The organism is Thermodesulfobacteriota bacterium, assembly GCA_040756475.1.
Taxonomy (GTDB): domain Bacteria; phylum Desulfobacterota; class Deferrisomatia; order Deferrisomatales; family JACRMM01; genus JBFLZB01.
Genome location: JBFLZB010000120.1, coordinates 1 through 14,068, shown reverse-complemented (window position 1 = coordinate 14,068; position 14,068 = coordinate 1). Strand labels below are relative to the sequence as shown.

General features: G+C 71.2%; 14 protein-coding genes. All 14 read left to right on the top strand.

Features of this window, described 5'->3' with window-relative positions:
* The coding region (locus tag AB1578_15905) for an ABC transporter ATP-binding protein (protein ID MEW6489387.1) at positions 1-205 on the top strand (205 nt) is incomplete at its 5' end.
* Positions 202-912, top strand: coding sequence for an ABC transporter ATP-binding protein (locus AB1578_15900; GenBank protein ID MEW6489386.1), 711 nt, complete (start codon positions 202-204; stop codon positions 910-912). The genes AB1578_15905 and AB1578_15900, both read left to right, overlap by 4 nt.
* A 10-nt stretch (positions 913-922) precedes the next feature.
* The gene (locus AB1578_15895) at positions 923-3,934 is read left to right on the top strand and encodes an NAD-glutamate dehydrogenase domain-containing protein (protein MEW6489385.1); all 3,012 of its coding nucleotides are present in this window, start codon (positions 923-925) and stop codon (positions 3,932-3,934) included.
* Positions 3,935-4,047: 113 nt separating this feature from the next.
* The gene (locus tag AB1578_15890; protein MEW6489384.1) at positions 4,048-5,811 is read left to right on the top strand and encodes an aldehyde ferredoxin oxidoreductase family protein; all 1,764 of its coding nucleotides are present in this window, start codon (positions 4,048-4,050) and stop codon (positions 5,809-5,811) included.
* A gap of 98 nt (positions 5,812-5,909) precedes the next feature.
* A complete protein-coding gene (locus AB1578_15885) occupies positions 5,910-6,866 on the top strand; it encodes a CoA-transferase (GenBank protein MEW6489383.1) in 957 nt (318 codons plus the stop codon).
* 98 nt (positions 6,867-6,964) lie between these two features.
* Positions 6,965-7,744 (top strand): CoA-transferase, encoded by a 780-nt coding sequence (locus tag AB1578_15880; protein ID MEW6489382.1) that lies wholly within the window; start codon positions 6,965-6,967, stop codon positions 7,742-7,744.
* A 192-nt stretch (positions 7,745-7,936) separates the two neighbouring features.
* Complete coding sequence (ybgF, locus tag AB1578_15875) at positions 7,937-8,635, top strand: tol-pal system protein YbgF (protein MEW6489381.1); 699 nt, start codon at positions 7,937-7,939, stop codon at positions 8,633-8,635.
* Positions 8,636-8,702: 67 nt separating this feature from the next.
* Positions 8,703-9,773: a LysM domain-containing protein gene (locus AB1578_15870; protein ID MEW6489380.1), complete on the top strand. Its 1,071-nt coding sequence runs from the start codon at positions 8,703-8,705 to the stop codon at positions 9,771-9,773.
* An 81-nt stretch (positions 9,774-9,854) separates the two neighbouring features.
* Positions 9,855-11,234 (top strand): signal recognition particle protein, encoded by a 1,380-nt coding sequence (ffh, locus tag AB1578_15865; GenBank protein ID MEW6489379.1) that lies wholly within the window; start codon positions 9,855-9,857, stop codon positions 11,232-11,234.
* Between the two features lie 73 nt (positions 11,235-11,307).
* Complete coding sequence (gene rpsP, locus AB1578_15860) at positions 11,308-11,571, top strand: 30S ribosomal protein S16 (protein ID MEW6489378.1); 264 nt, start codon at positions 11,308-11,310, stop codon at positions 11,569-11,571.
* Between the two features lie 20 nt (positions 11,572-11,591).
* A complete protein-coding gene (gene rimM, locus AB1578_15855; GenBank protein ID MEW6489377.1) occupies positions 11,592-12,107 on the top strand; it encodes a ribosome maturation factor RimM in 516 nt (171 codons plus the stop codon).
* Positions 12,107-12,838 (top strand): tRNA (guanosine(37)-N1)-methyltransferase TrmD, encoded by a 732-nt coding sequence (gene trmD / locus AB1578_15850; protein MEW6489376.1) that lies wholly within the window; start codon positions 12,107-12,109, stop codon positions 12,836-12,838. Before rimM ends, trmD begins: the two co-directional genes overlap by 1 nt.
* Entirely contained in the window at positions 12,835-13,398 is a 564-nt protein-coding gene (locus tag AB1578_15845) for an RNA methyltransferase (protein MEW6489375.1), read from the top strand. The genes trmD and AB1578_15845 overlap by 4 nt, the downstream gene beginning before the upstream one ends.
* Positions 13,399-13,511: 113 nt before the next feature.
* On the top strand, positions 13,512-13,859 hold the full coding sequence (gene rplS, locus AB1578_15840; protein MEW6489374.1) for a 50S ribosomal protein L19: 348 nt from the start codon (positions 13,512-13,514) through the stop codon (positions 13,857-13,859).
* Positions 13,860-14,068: the final 209 nt, after the last annotated feature.

The window sequence follows — 14,068 nt, the reverse complement described above, 5'->3', positions numbered from 1 at the left end:
GGACCGGACGGTGGAGCTCATCTTCAAGCTCAAGGACCTTGGCACCACGATCCTCGCGGTCGAGCACATCATGCGGGTCATCATGAACATCAGCGACCGGATCGTGGTCTTGAACTATGGCGAGAAGATCGCCGAGGGCCGGCCCGCCCAGGTGGCGGCCGACCCGACGGTGATCCAGGCGTACCTGGGAGAGGCGGCAGCATGAGCGGGCTCACGGTCCAGTCCATCTCGGCGTACTACGGCGACAGCCAGGCCCTGTGGGACGTCACCCTGGACGTCCCCCGGGGGCGCCTCGTGAGCCTGCTGGGGGCCAATGGGGCGGGAAAGACCACGACGCTCAAGGCCATCTGCGGGCTCGTGCCCCTGGCCGGCGGGAGCATCTCGTACGGGGGCGAGACCCTGAGCGGCCTGCCCCCCCACCGGGTGGCCGACCGGGGTATCACCCTGGTGCCCGAGGGCCGCCAGCTCTTCGGCAAGATGACCGTGGAGGAGAACCTGGCGCTCGGCTCCTACCTCAAGCGGGCCAAGGTCAAGCGCCGGGAGAATCTGGACAAGGTCTACGCCCTCCTGCCCCGGCTCGCGGAGCGCCGAGGCCAGCTCGCGGAAACCCTCTCCGGGGGGGAGCAGCAGATGGTCGCCATCGCCCGGGGGCTCATGCAGGACCCGGAGCTCATCATGTTCGACGAGCCGAGCCTGGGGCTGGCGCCGCTGCTGGTGCAGGAGATCTTCCGGGTCATCCAGGACCTCCACCGCCAGGGGCTGACGATCTTCCTCGTGGAGCAAAACGTCCACCACGCCCTCAAGATCGCCGACTACGGCTACGTGATCGAGAACGGGCGCGTGGTCAAGGAGGGCTCGGCCCACGAGCTGGAGCAGGACCCCGCGGTGCGGGAGGCGTACCTGGGGTTCTGAGGGAGAGGGGATGCCCATGAACGCAGCGAGCGAAAAGAGGCTCCACGCCCGGGTCCTGCAGGCCGTCGACGGTCGGTGCGGCCAGGCCCACGAGGCCTACGGGTGGCTGCGGGCGCAGATGCCCCCCTACTTCTTCCTCACCATGGGGGACGACCCCGAGCTCCTGGCGAGCCTCGCCCTGGGCCTCTCCCGGGTGGGCACTGCGCCCCAGGTGGTCCTCCTGGACCGGGAAGACGCTCGCGTGCTCATGCGCCTGAATCTTCCGGGCTCGGTGGTCGACACCCTCGACTCCGCGGCGGGCCGGGAGATCTCCTACGCGGAGCTCACCCGCTCCCGGGGCCCGTGCCCCGGGACGGCCCACGAGCTCGAGGTGTACCGGCTGGAGTTTGCCTCGGCACGGCCCCAGGTGCCCGGCGCCCCGCCGTCCATCCCGCCCCTGCCGCAGGATCTGCATTCCCGGGTGCGGGCGGCGCTGCGGGCCCGCTACCCGGACTACCCCCCCGCGGAGCTCGACCGCGGCCTGGAGCTCCTGTGGGCAGGCCACCCCGGGTACGTGCGCCGCTCCCCCCCCGAGCGGGTGGCCCGGGCCCTGTGGCTCTACCTCCAGGGTCGACGGCACGGGGGGCTCTACCTGGACGTGGAGAACGAGGAAGCCCTGGCCCGGGCCGGAGAGTCGCGGCTCGTCTTCGCCGTGGGGAATCCCCCCCAGGGCAACTTCCTGCCCCAGGTGATGGAGGTCTTCCATCGGCTCCAGATCGGGGTGGGGCGCCTGTACTGCCTCACCTTCTCCACCGGGGTCCATCCCTACTTCCTGGGGAGTTTCTACGTGGCGACCCGGGGCGGCGGGCGGGTGGAGTGCGGCACGGTCCTCTTCGAGACGCTCAAGAAAGAGCTCTACAACACGCAGATTCTCTCCACCCGGACGCGCACCTATGCGGACTTCGTGAAGGGCCGGGTGCTCTCCGGGGACGAGGCCTCGCTGCTCGACGCCTTCATCTCCTTTTGCCACACCACGCTCGCCCACACCCACCCCGACAGCTACGGGCTCGAGGACGTGATGCGGGCCTTCCACTCCCACCCGGACCTCGCCCTCGCGCTGATCCGGCTCTTCCAGGCGCGGTTCGACCCGGACCGCTCCGACCGGGAGGAGGCCTACCCCGCAGCCCTCGCGGCGGCCCAGCGGGCGGTGGCGGAGCACAACACCGGCCACAAGTTCCTCGACGACTTCCGGCGGGTGGTCTTTCGCACCGGCCTCTCGTTGGTCCGACACACCCTCAAGACCAACTTCTACGTTCCGGAGAAGCACGCCCTGGCCTTCCGCCTCGACCCCTCCTACCTGGACGAGCTGGCGCCCGAGTTCACCCGGGGGCTGCCGCCCCGGCGCCCCTTCCGGGTCACCTTCTTCCACGGCCGGTCGGGGGTGGGGTACCACGTGGGCTACGCCGACATCGCCCGCGGGGGATGGCGCACCGTGATCGCCCACTCCCGGGACGACTACGTGACCAACGCCAACCCCCTCTTCCGGGAGGTGAGCGTGCTGGCCCACACCCAGCACCTCAAGAACAAGGACATCTACGAGGGGGGCTCGAAGCTCGTGGCGGTGCTCGACGCCTCGGGGCTCGAGGGGCGGGAGGCCGTGACCCAGAGCCTCTACAAGCTCCAGTATGGGTTCGCCAACGCCTTCCTCGACCTCTTCGTCACCCGGGAAGGCCGGGCGGCCCACCCCCGGGTGGTGGACTACTACGGGGAGGACGAGGCCATCGAGCTCGGCCCCGACGAGAACATGCACGACGCCATGATCGAGCAGATCGCCGACCTCTCGGCGCGGCGCGGGTACCTGCTGGGCCGGGGGATCCTGTCGAGCAAGCGGGTGGGGATCAACCACAAGGAGTACGGCGTCACCTCGACGGGGGTGGTCAAGTTCGCCCAGGTGGTCCTGGAGGAGCTGGGGATCGACATCGCCCGGGACCCCTTCACCGTGAAGATGACCGGCGGGCCCGGCGGCGACGTGGCGGGCAACGCCCTTCGCATCCTCCTGGCGCGCTGCCCCGGGGTGCGGGTCGTCCTGATCGTGGACGGCTCGGGGGTCCTGTGCGACCCGGCGGGGGCCGACCGGTCGGAGCTCGAGCGGATCGTGCTCCGCTCCGACCTGGACGCCTTTGATCCGGGTCGGCTCGGGCCGGGAGGCTTTCTCCTCTACCGGGGCCAGCGCCGGCGCGACGGCCTCGTGGAGCTCTACCGGCGGGTGGAGCAGGGTCCCGAGGGGCTCTCCGAGCGCTGGGTGAGCACCGACGAGTTCCACCGGGAGTTCGACGGGGCCCTCTTCGCCGCACCCGCCGACCTCTTCCTGCCCGCGGGGGGGCGGCCCGAGACCGTGGACGGGGGGAACTGGAACCGGTTCCTGAGCGCCGACGGCACGCCCACCTGCCGGGCCATCGTGGAGGGGGCCAACTCGTTTGTCACCCCGGAGGCGCGCGTCGAGCTGCAAAAGCGGGGCGTCCTGGTGATCCGCGACGCCTCCGCCAACAAGTGCGGGGTCATCTCCTCCTCCTACGAGATCATCGCCAACCTCCTCCTCACCGACCGGGAGTTCCTGGCCCACAAGGAGCAGTACGTGGCCGACGTCCTGGAGATCCTCGAGCGCCGGGCCGAGGACGAGGCGCGCCTCATCTTCCGCCGCAGGCGCGAGAGCGGCGGGCAGCTCCTGTGCACCGAGATCAGCGAGGGCCTGAGCGGGGAGATCAACGGGCACTTCGAGGAGTTCTTCCGGTACTTCGAGCGGCGCCCCGAGCTCGCCGGGCGGGGAGTCTTCCGGCGGGCGCTGCTGGCGCACCTGCCGCGGCTCCTGCGGGAGACGCCCCGGTTCCGGGCCCGGGTGGGCAGGCTCCCGCCCAAGTACCGTGCCGCCATCCTCGCCAGCGAAGCCGCGACCACGGTGGTGTACCGGGGGGGCTGGGAGCCCGACCTCGGAGGCTCTCTCAAGGCCTACCTGGAGAAGGAAGGTAGGTCGGGCCAAGCGTAGGGTGGGCACCGCCTACCAACCGGTGGGCCGAGGGTCAGAGCGGCGGGCGATGCCCACCCGGCCCCCGCGCAATCCAGCGGGCCGGAAGCCGCCGCCAACAGGAGGAGACGACGATGAAGGGTTTCTACGGCAGGGTGCTGGTGGCCGACCTGGGGAGCCGGACCTGCTCCGTCGCCGATGTGGGGGACGAGGTGCTGGCCCGGGCCCTGGGGGGCAAGGGGCTCGGGACGCACCTGCTCGCGAACCACTCCCTGGTGGGGGTCGATCCGCTTTCTCCGGAAAACCCGGTGATCTTCGCGGCCGGGCCCGCCACCGACACGAAGATCCCGGGTTCCTGCCGCTACGGGGTCTTCACCAAGAGCCCCCAGACCGGCTTCTACTCGGAGAGCTACTCGGGGGGAAAGCTCGCGGAAAAGCTCTCCCGCACGGGGTTCGACGCGGTGGTGCTCACGGGGGCGGCGGACGGCCCGGTGTACCTGGAGGTGGGGGAGGACGGGGGCCGCTTCCACGGCGCCGAGGAACTCTGGGGCCTCGAGACCTACGCGGCCGAGGACGCGCTCCTCTCCCGGCACGGGGGGCCGAGCCGGGCGGGGGCCGCCGTCATCGGGCCCGCGGGGGAGAACCGGGTGCCGTTCGCCATCATCGCCAACGACTACTGGCGGTGCGCGGGGCGCACGGGAGCCGGGGCGGTGCTGGGCTCGAAGAACGTCAAGGGGGTGGTCTTCCACGGCTCGGCCCGCCGGCCGGTGGCCGACCCCGAGGGCATCGACGCGCTCTCGCGCCGCATGTTGGCGGAGAAGAAGGACCACCCGGCCACCCAGGCCTACCGGAACTTCGGCACCCCCATGATGGTGGCGCTCTTGAACACCGTCCAGGCGTTCCCCCACCGGTACTGGCGCCGGGGGCGCATGCCCGACTACGAGCGGATTTCCGCCGAGGCGATGGTGGCGCGCTGCGAGGTGCGCCCCAAGGCGTGCCCCCGGTGCTTCATGGCCTGCGGGAAGCTCACCACCGTGGTGGAAGGCCGCCACGCGGGGCTCAAGCTCGAAGGGCCCGAGTACGAGACCATCTACGCCCTGGGAGGGCTGTGCTGCATCGGCTCCTTCGAGGAGATCGTGTACCTGAACGACCTCTGCGACCGCCTGGGGATGGACACCATCAGCGCAGGGAACCTGGTGGCCTTCGCGATGGAGGCGTCGAGCCTGGGGGCGATTCCCGAGAAGGTCGCCTACGGCGACGTGGCCGCCGCCGAGGGCCTCCTGGCAGACATCGCCGCCCGGCGGGGGCTCGGACAGGTGCTCTCCCGGGGCATCGCCCCGGCCTCCCGGGAGTGGAAGCTCGAGGACCTCGCCATTCACGTGAAGGGCCTGGAGCCCGCCGGGTACGACCCCCGGGTCCTCAAGGGGATGGGCCTGGCCTACGCCACCTCCGACCGGGGGGCGTGCCACCTGCGCTCCACCTTCTACAAGCCCGAGCTCTCGGGCCAGATCGCCCCCGACGCGGTGGAGGGCAAGGCCGCGCTCTTCGTGGACTACGAGGACCGCCTGAACCTCTTCGACGGGATGATCCTGTGCCGCTTCTTCCGGGACTTCTACCCCTGGGAGGGGCTGGGCGAGGTGATCCGCTTGACGACGGGCATGGACCTGGGGCAGGAGGGGCTTCGGGCGGTGGCCCGGACCATCGCCGACCAGGCCCGGCGGTTCAACCTGCGCGAAGGCCTCACCCCGGCCGACGATTGGCTCCCTGCCCGATTTTTCGACGAACCCCTGCCCGAGACGGGCGCCGTGCTCCGCCGCGAGGAGCTCGAGAAGATGCGCGAGGAGTACTACGCCCTGCGGGGCTGGGACGACCAGGGCAGGCCCGGGGGCGCCGCGTAGCTGTAGCCGGGCGGTTCCCGCGCAGCGGTGTTCGCCCGCCGAGCTCTTCGGGCTATGCCCTCCGGGCCGCCCCGACCTACCTGCCCAAACGAGGACCCATGGACTCCAAGCTCCTCACCCTCCCAGAAGCCGCCGCCCGGGTGCCCAACGGGGCGTCGCTCTCCATCGGCGGGTTCACGAGCCAGCGCCACCCCACGGCGCTCCTGCGGGAGCTCGTGTGCCGGGGGGTGCGGGAGCTGGCCGTCTACTTCCACTCGGCGGGGAGCGACGTGGACCTCCTCCTGGGCGCCGGGTGCGTGCGCCGCCTGGAGGGGGCGTATTTGGCCGACGGGGTCTTCTCCCCCATCGCCCCCAACTGGCGCCGCTTCGTCCAGGAGGGGCGGGTGGCCTTCGAGGACTACTCCAACGCCGCCATGATGGCCCGGTTCACCGCGGGGGCCATGGGGCTTCCCTTCTTCCCCACCCGGTCCATGCTGGGCACCGACCTCCTGGAGCGGGAGGGCCTTACCCCGGAGGCCCGGGCGGCAGACCCCGACGCGGCACCGAAGAAGGCCGCCGTGACCGCCTGCCCCTTCACCGGCGAGCCGATGGTACTCGTCCCTGCGGTGCGGACAGATTTCTGTGTCCTCCACGTCCAGAAGGCGAGCCCCCAGGGGCTCCTGCGCATCGAGGGCCAGGAGTTCCTCGACGTCCAGCAGGCGCTCGCCGCCCGCACGGTGATCGCCACCTGCGAGGAGTTGGTGGAGGACGAGGAGCTCCGGCGCGAGCCCGAGAAGAACCGCATCCCCCCCTTCGCGGTCCACGCCGTGGTCCACGTGCCCTTTGGCGCCCACCCCCACAGCGTCCACAACTGCTACGACTACGACCCCGAGCACCTGACCCTGTTCGCCCAGGCCGCCCGCACGGAGGAGACGTTCCGGGAGTATCTGGAGCGTTACGTCTTCCGCCCCGCCGACCACGCCGCCTACCTCGAGGCCGTGGGCGGCGAGGAGCGCCTCCACGCCCTTAGAGCCCGCTCGGGCCTGGGGTACAATCCGGAGCTCAAGAGGCGGTGAGGGGGCGTGAGACGTGAAGCGTGAAGTGTGGCGGGTCTGACCTGTCCGACAGGTCTGACGGGTCCGACCGGTCCGACGAAAAACCCCCAGGGGAGCCCATGCCAACCACCGACTTCTCCACCCTCGAGATCATGGCCGTGGCCGCCGCCCGGGAGATCCGGGACCGAGAGGTGGTCTTCGCGGGCACCGGGCTGCCCATGCTGGGGGCGATGCTCGCCCAGCGCACCCACGCCCCCCGGTGCACCATCGTGTTCGAGGCGGGGGGGGTGGACCCCCAGATGCTCCACCTGCCCATGAGCGTGGGGGATTCGCGCACGCTGGTGGGTGCGGCCCAGGCCGCCGGGCTCCTGGACGCCTTCACCTACATTCTGCAAGGGGGCCGGGTGGACGTGGGGTTCCTGGGGGGAGCCCAGATCGACCGCTACGGCAATTTGAACTCCACCGCCCTGGGCGACTACCGGCGCCCCGCCGTGCGCTTTCCCGGGAGCGGCGGCTCCGCCGACGTGGCGGCGCTCTCGGGGCGCACGGTGGTCATCGCCCGCCACGAGCGGCGCCGGTTCCCCGAGCGGGTCGACTACCGCACGAGCCCCGGATGGCTCGAGGGCGCCGACTCCCGGGAGCGGGCCGGCATCACTGGGGGAGGCCCCGCGGCGGTGGTCACCACCCTGGCAGTGATCCGCTACCGCCCCCAGACCCGCGAGCCCTACCTCGCCTCCTACCACCCCGGCACCACCGCCGCGGGCGTCCAGGCCGAGACCGGCTTCCCCCTCGACCTCTCCGAAGCCTACGAAACCCCTCCCCCGACCCGGGAAGAGCTCGAGATCCTGCGCCGGGCCGTGGACCCGGAGGGAGTGTTCCTGGGGAGCCGGGACAGCTGAGGGGCCGCGGTTGACGCGGGGGCACGCAGCGCCCCCGTGGGACGGGGATTTCGGCGGACAATGGAGTGGGCACCCTAAACCTCTTCCCGGTTCGTGCCGATACGGGGCTCCGTGGCGCCGCTCCTCTTGACGGGAAGTGTCCGAATGGTACCGTAAGGCGGCTTTTCGGACTGACTTCGTCAGGAGGCGCGCATGGGCCGTCACGTATTGCCGTGGATCGTCTTGCTGCCCTTCGCGGCCGGGTGCGCCGGGCCTGGGGGCCAGACCCGGTCCGCCGAGTGGGAACCCGCGGTGTCCGAGCTCCAGCGGGCCAACTCCCGGCTGGAGCAGCGCCTGGACGAGGTGACGCGCAACATCCTGAGCCTGCGGGAGCGGGTGGACGCCCAGGAGTCCGCCCTGGCCTCCCTCCAGACCGCCCGCCAGGAACCGGAACCCCGGGCGCCGCTGCGGGTGGTGCGCCTGGAACCGCCCCCGCCGGTGACGGACGGGCCCGCCGCAGACGGGCCGCGGGCGGCGACCCCGGCGGCCGACCTCTACCGGAGGGCGTTCAACGCCTTTCGGGAGGGGCGCTACGGGCAGGCGATCCTCGACTTCGAGGACTTCCTGCGCCGCAGCCCGGAACACGAGTACGCGGGAAACGCCCAGTATTGGATTGGAGAGTCCTATTTCTCACAGGGGGAGTACGAACAGTCGGTGCTGGAGTTCCACAAGGTGATCGAGCGCTACCCCCAGCAGGCCAAGGCCCCCGATGCCCTTCTCAAGATCGGGCTCGCGTTTCGGGAGCTGGGGGAGGTGGAGCGGGGCACGGTATTCCTGGAGCGGGTGGCGGCCGAGTATCCCCAGAGCGAGGCGGCACTCCAGGCCCAGAGGGTGCTGAGGGGGGAGCGCTGACGGACGCAGGCAGGGGGGCTGGCGAGGCGTGGTGCATCGAGCCCGGCAGCGGGCGCAGGAGGTCGTCGTGCGAAGAGCGAGTGTAGTGCTCATCGGGGCAGCAGCCCTGTGTATGGCGGGCCACGCCGCAGCCCAGGACGTAGACCCCAGGCCCGACCACCGCGTGGAGCGCGGAGATACCCTGTGGGATCTCTCGGGGCGGTACTGGAACGATCCGGCCACCTGGCCGGAGCTGTGGGCCTTGAACCCCCACTTCCGCAATCCCCATTTCATCTTCCCCGGGGATTCGGTGTTCCTGCGCCGGGAGCGGTCCGACCTGCCCGCGATTCCTCCCGAGGATCGGGTCGTGCGCCTGCCTCTGGAGCGCCTGGAGCCTCCGTGGGCCGCGGCGGTTTCCGCGGACGCCGGGGAGGCTGCGAGGGCGCCTTCGGGAAAGCCGGGGGGCGAAGCGGCCGGTACGGCACACGTATCCCTCCCCCGCGGCAAGGGTCTCGACTTCATCGCGCCGCGCCGGCTGGATCGCCTCGGCACCGTGGACAACCGCCACCAGGTAAAGGTGGGGTATGCCACGGGCGAGGATCTGGAGTTCGCCCTGAGCCCCGGGGCCTCGGTGCGCCCGGGCGACCGGCTCAGCCTGGTGGACGACGCCGAGACGGTCTCCCACCCCCTCACGGGGCAGGAGGCGGGGTATTACGTGCGGGTCCTCGGGGAGTTGGAGGTCCTGGCCGTGCAGGGTGACCGGGCCGTGGGCTGGCTCGCCGAGACCTATGACGCGGTGGAGGACGGAGACGGGGTGATCGCCTATCGGCGTCCCGTTGGAAGCGTCACCCCCCGGGCCGCACGGGCCGGCGTGGACGGTCTGATCCTCCGGGGCGCACCCGGCCAGCTCTTGTTTGCCTCCGACGACGTGGTCTTCCTCGACCGGGGCTCGGCCCACGGCCTCGCGGCCGGTGCCACCCTCGAGATCCCCGTGCGCGAGGGCAAGCGCGACGCCCAGGGGCTGGTGGACCTCGGCACGCCGCTCGCGCACCTGGTGGTGGTGGCGGTGCAGGAGTCCACGGCCACGAGCCTGGTCCTCGACAGCCGCGCTGCCCTCGAGGCCGGCGACCGCTTTGCTCCCGCCGGCCTTTCCCCTTGACACCCTGAAGGCCCCTTCCCTATAGTCGGCGTTCCCAAAATTTTCAGGGGACGCCTGCGCGCTGCGTCCGGGCGGGGGTCCATGTTCGAGAGCCTCACAGAGAAGCTGGCCGGCGTTTTCGGCGCGCTGCGGTCCAAGGGACGCCTGAGTGAGCGCGACGTCGAGGCGGCCATGCGCGAGGTGCGTTTGGCCCTCCTGGAGGCCGACGTCCACTACAAGGTGGTCAAGGGCTTCGTCGAGGCGGTGAAGCACAGGTCCCTGGGGCACGAGGTGATGAAGAGCCTCACCCCGGGGCAGATGGTGGTCAAGATCGTCCACGACGAGCTCGTCCGGATGATGGGCGAGCACGCGTCTCCCCTCGATCTCAAGGGCGCTCCGCCGGTGCCGGTGCTCCTGGTGGGGCTCCAGGGTTCGGGTAAGACGACCAGCGCGGGGAAGCTCGCGCTCCACCTGAAGCGCAACCTGAAGCGGCGCCCCTACCTGGTGCCGGCCGACGTGTACCGCCCCGCCGCCATCGCGCAGCTCAAGAAGCTCGCGGACGAGCTGGAGCTGCCGGTCTTCGACGCGGATCCCTCCCAGGACCCCGTGGAGATCTGCCGAGCGGCGCGGGAGGACGCACGGCGTTCGGGGTGCGACGTGCTGATCGTCGACACGGCCGGGCGGCTCCACGTGGACGAGGCCCTCATGGAGGAGCTCAAGCGCCTCTCGGGCCTGCTCGAGCCCCGGGAGACCCTGCTCGTGGCCGACGCCATGACCGGCCAGGACGCGGTCAACGTGGCCCGGGAGTTCGACGCCGCGCTGAACATCACCGGCGTGGTGCTCACCAAGCTCGACGGCGACGCGCGCGGCGGGGCGGCCCTGTCCATACAGGCCGTCACCCGAAAGCCGGTGAAGCTCGTGGGCGTGGGGGAGAAGCTCCAGGCCCTGGAGGTCTTCCACCCCGAGCGCATGGCCTCGCGCATCCTGGGGATGGGCGACGTCATGAGCCTGATCGAGAAGGCCGAGGCGGCCCTCGACCAGGAAACCGCCGAGGGTCTGGAGGAAAAGCTCCGGAAGAACGCCTTTACCCTCGAGGACTTCCGCGACCAGCTCAAGAGCCTGCGCAAGCTCGGGAGCATGGAAGACCTGATGAAGATGATCCCGGGCATGGGGGGCGCCCTCAAGGGAGCCAAGCCCGACGAGAAGGAAGTGGCCCGGGTGATCGCCATCATCGACAGCATGACGCCCCTGGAACGACGCAAGCCCGACGTCCTCAACGCCAGCCGCCGGCGCCGCATCGCCTCGGGGAGCGGTACCCGGGTGGAGGACGTGAACCGGCTGATGAAGCGCTACCAGGAGGCGCGCACCATGCTCAAGCGCATGGGCCAGCTCGGTCTCGGCGGGGGACGCGGCAAGGGGGCCATGGGCAAGATGGGAAGACTTCTGGGCAAGGGCCTCGGGCACCTGCCCTTTGGACGGTGACTGCGGCCCGGTTCGCCGGTCCGCCGCGCCGGTCCGCCGCAACGCGACCGAACACCTGTGTGGAGGAACATTCATGGCCGTAAGGATCAGACTGGCTCGGCACGGAGCCAAGAAGCGCCCGTACTACCGGATCGTGGCCGCCCCCTCGGAGGCGCCCCGGGACGGGCGGTTCCTGGAAGTGCTGGGCACCTACAACCCCTTGACGCAGCCCGCGACCATCGCCGTGAAAGAGGACCGGGTGCTCGACTGGCTCGGCAAGGGCGCCCAGCCCTCCGACACGGTGCGCAGCCTGCTGCGCCAGACGGGGGTCTGGGCCAAGGCCCAGGCCAAGGACTGAGCCGGACGCAGGGGCCGCCCATGGCGCGCGCCCGCTACGTGGCGGTGGGCCGGGTCGGCCGCCCCCACGGGGTGAGGGGCGAGGTTCGGATAGAGGTGGGCTCTGGGATGCCCCGGGGGCTTCGAGGGTACTCCCGCGTCTACCTGGGGCGCGAAGGAGAGCCCGAGCCCGCCGCGGTAGAGTCGGTTCGGTCCCACGGGCGCTTCCTCCTGGTGAAGTTCCGGGGGGTGGGCGACCCGGAGGCGGCGCGGGCGCTGGGCCACGCCGTGCTCTACGTGGAGCGGGGCGAGATGCCGCCCCTGGAGGAGGGAGAGTACTACCACGCCGACCTCCTGGGGTGCCGCCTGGTGGACGAGGGGGGGGCGGACCTGGGGCGGGTCCTCGACGTCTTTGCCTCCGGCGCCCACGACCTGCTGGTGGTGGGGGCGCCCGGGGGGCGCGAGTGGATGCTCCCGGTCCTGGAGTCGACCGTGCTCGCGATGGACCTGGAAGCGGGGGAGATCCGGGTTCGGGTGCCGGAGGGGCTGACGCAGTGATGTTTTCCGTCGTCACCCTCTTCCCCGAGTACTTCCGGGGGCCCCTGGAGGCGGGCATCCTGGGGAGGGCCCGGGAGGAGGGGACGGTCGCCGTCGAGTTCGTGGACCTGCGGACGTTCGGGGAGGGCCGACACCGCATCACGGACGACTACCCTTACGGCGGCGGCGCCGGCATGGTGATGAAGCCCGGTCCCGCGGTGGCCGCCATCGAGGCGGTGCGCGGCCAGCGGCCGGGTTGCCGGGTGGTGCTCCTCACCCCCCAGGGCCGCCTCTTCACCCAGGAGGTCGCCCGGGAGTTTTCGGGGGAGCCGTGCCTCGCGCTGGTGTGCGGGCGCTACGAGGGCTTCGACGAGCGCATCCGCGCCTTCTGCGACGACGAGGTCTCCCTGGGGAACTTCGTGCTCATGGGGGGCGAGGCCGCGGCCCTGGCAGTGATCGAGGCCACGGCCCGGCTCGTGCCCGGCGTGCTGGGGGCCGCCGAGTCGTCGGAGGAAGAGAGCCTGGCCGACGGCCTCCTGGAATATCCTCAGTACACCCGGCCCCGGAGCTTTCGGGGGCTGGAGGTGCCGGAGGTGCTCTTGGGGGGCCACCACGGGGAGATCGCTGCGTGGCGCCGCCGGCAGGCGGTGCTGCGCACCGCGCGCCGCCGGCCCGACCTCCTGGCGGGGGCCGGCCTGACCCCGGAGGAGCGGGCGCTGGTCCAGCGGGCGGGTGCGGGGGACCCGGAGTGAGGGAGAGGATTGCGCTGGCGCTGGTGCACCACCCCACCCTGGACCGGGGCGGCGCGGTGGTGGCCACGGCCGTGACGACCCTGGACCTTCACGACTTCGCCCGCCTGGCGCGGACCTACGGCCTGGGCGGGGTGTACGTCACCACTCCGTTGGAGGGCCAGCGAGAGCTGACCCGAAGGCTCCTGTCCCACTGGGTCGGGGGCAAGGGGGGAGAGGCCAACCCCTGGCGGCGGGAGGCCCTCGAGGGGCTACGGGTCGTGGCCGGCCTGGGCGAGGCCGTGGGCGACCTGGAGCGGCGCTGGGGAGAGATGCCGTGGCTCCTGGCCACGAGCGCCCGGGAAGGGGAGGACCGCATCTCCTTTGCGGACGCCCGGGCTCACCTCGCAGGCAACGGCCGGCCGGCGCTCGTGGTCTTCGGCACGGGCTGGGGGCTGGCCCCGGAAGCCGTGGCCGCCTGCCAGGCGGTCCTCGAGCCCGTGCGGGGAGCCCGGGAGTACAACCACCTTTCGGTGCGCTGCGCTGCCGCCATCGTGGTGGACCGCCTCCTGGGGCGAGAGTAGGCGCGGCGCCCCCCGGAGAGGGGGCGCGAGAGAAGTCCCAACCGTTGGGCCGGAACGCCCAGACGACGAGACATGACGGGACACCCGTTCTTTTACGGAGCAAGGAGAACCCCATGAACACCCTGGACCTGATCGAACGCGAGAACATGCGCATGGACATCCCCTACCTGCGGTCGGGGGACAAGCTGCGCATCCACTACAAGATCAAGGAAGGCGACAAGGTGCGCACCCAGATCTTCGAGGGGGTGCTCATCGGCCAGCACCGGGGCGGGGCGCGGGCCTCGATCACGGTGCGCAAGGTGAGCTTCGGGGTGGGGGTGGAGCGGGTGTTCCCCCTCCACAGCCCGCGGATCGAGAAGATCGAGATCGTCGCCCACAGCCGGGTGCGCCGGGCCAAGCTCTACTACCTGCGCAACCTGCGGGGCAAGGCCGCCCGCCTCAAGGAACTGCGCCTCGACTGAGAGCCTGTGAAAGAATCGTCGCGAGCAGACCGGAGTGCGAGGCGCGCGTGAGCGAACGACGAGACATATCGTGTAGATAGGCGAGGAGTGAGCGAGTGCGCAACGAAGCAATCCGGTCGCGCAGCAGATTGTTTCACAGGCTCTGAGCGCATGGGCCGGCCCGCCCGCCATACCGGGCTGCCGGCCCGGTGTCTGGGGCTTCCCGACCG

Coding starts and splice junctions, on each gene's coding strand:
- AB1578_15900 (MEW6489386.1), top strand. CDS start 202: ATGAGCGGGCTCACGGTCCAGTCCATCTCGGCGTACTACGGCGACAGC.
- AB1578_15895 (MEW6489385.1), top strand. CDS start 923: ATGCCCATGAACGCAGCGAGCGAAAAGAGGCTCCACGCCCGGGTCCTG.
- AB1578_15890 (MEW6489384.1), top strand. CDS start 4,048: ATGAAGGGTTTCTACGGCAGGGTGCTGGTGGCCGACCTGGGGAGCCGG.
- AB1578_15885 (MEW6489383.1), top strand. CDS start 5,910: ATGGACTCCAAGCTCCTCACCCTCCCAGAAGCCGCCGCCCGGGTGCCC.
- AB1578_15880 (MEW6489382.1), top strand. CDS start 6,965: ATGCCAACCACCGACTTCTCCACCCTCGAGATCATGGCCGTGGCCGCC.
- ybgF (MEW6489381.1), top strand. CDS start 7,937: ATGGGCCGTCACGTATTGCCGTGGATCGTCTTGCTGCCCTTCGCGGCC.
- ffh (MEW6489379.1), top strand. CDS start 9,855: ATGTTCGAGAGCCTCACAGAGAAGCTGGCCGGCGTTTTCGGCGCGCTG.
- rpsP (MEW6489378.1), top strand. CDS start 11,308: ATGGCCGTAAGGATCAGACTGGCTCGGCACGGAGCCAAGAAGCGCCCG.
- rimM (MEW6489377.1), top strand. CDS start 11,592: ATGGCGCGCGCCCGCTACGTGGCGGTGGGCCGGGTCGGCCGCCCCCAC.
- trmD (MEW6489376.1), top strand. CDS start 12,107: ATGTTTTCCGTCGTCACCCTCTTCCCCGAGTACTTCCGGGGGCCCCTG.
- rplS (MEW6489374.1), top strand. CDS start 13,512: ATGAACACCCTGGACCTGATCGAACGCGAGAACATGCGCATGGACATC.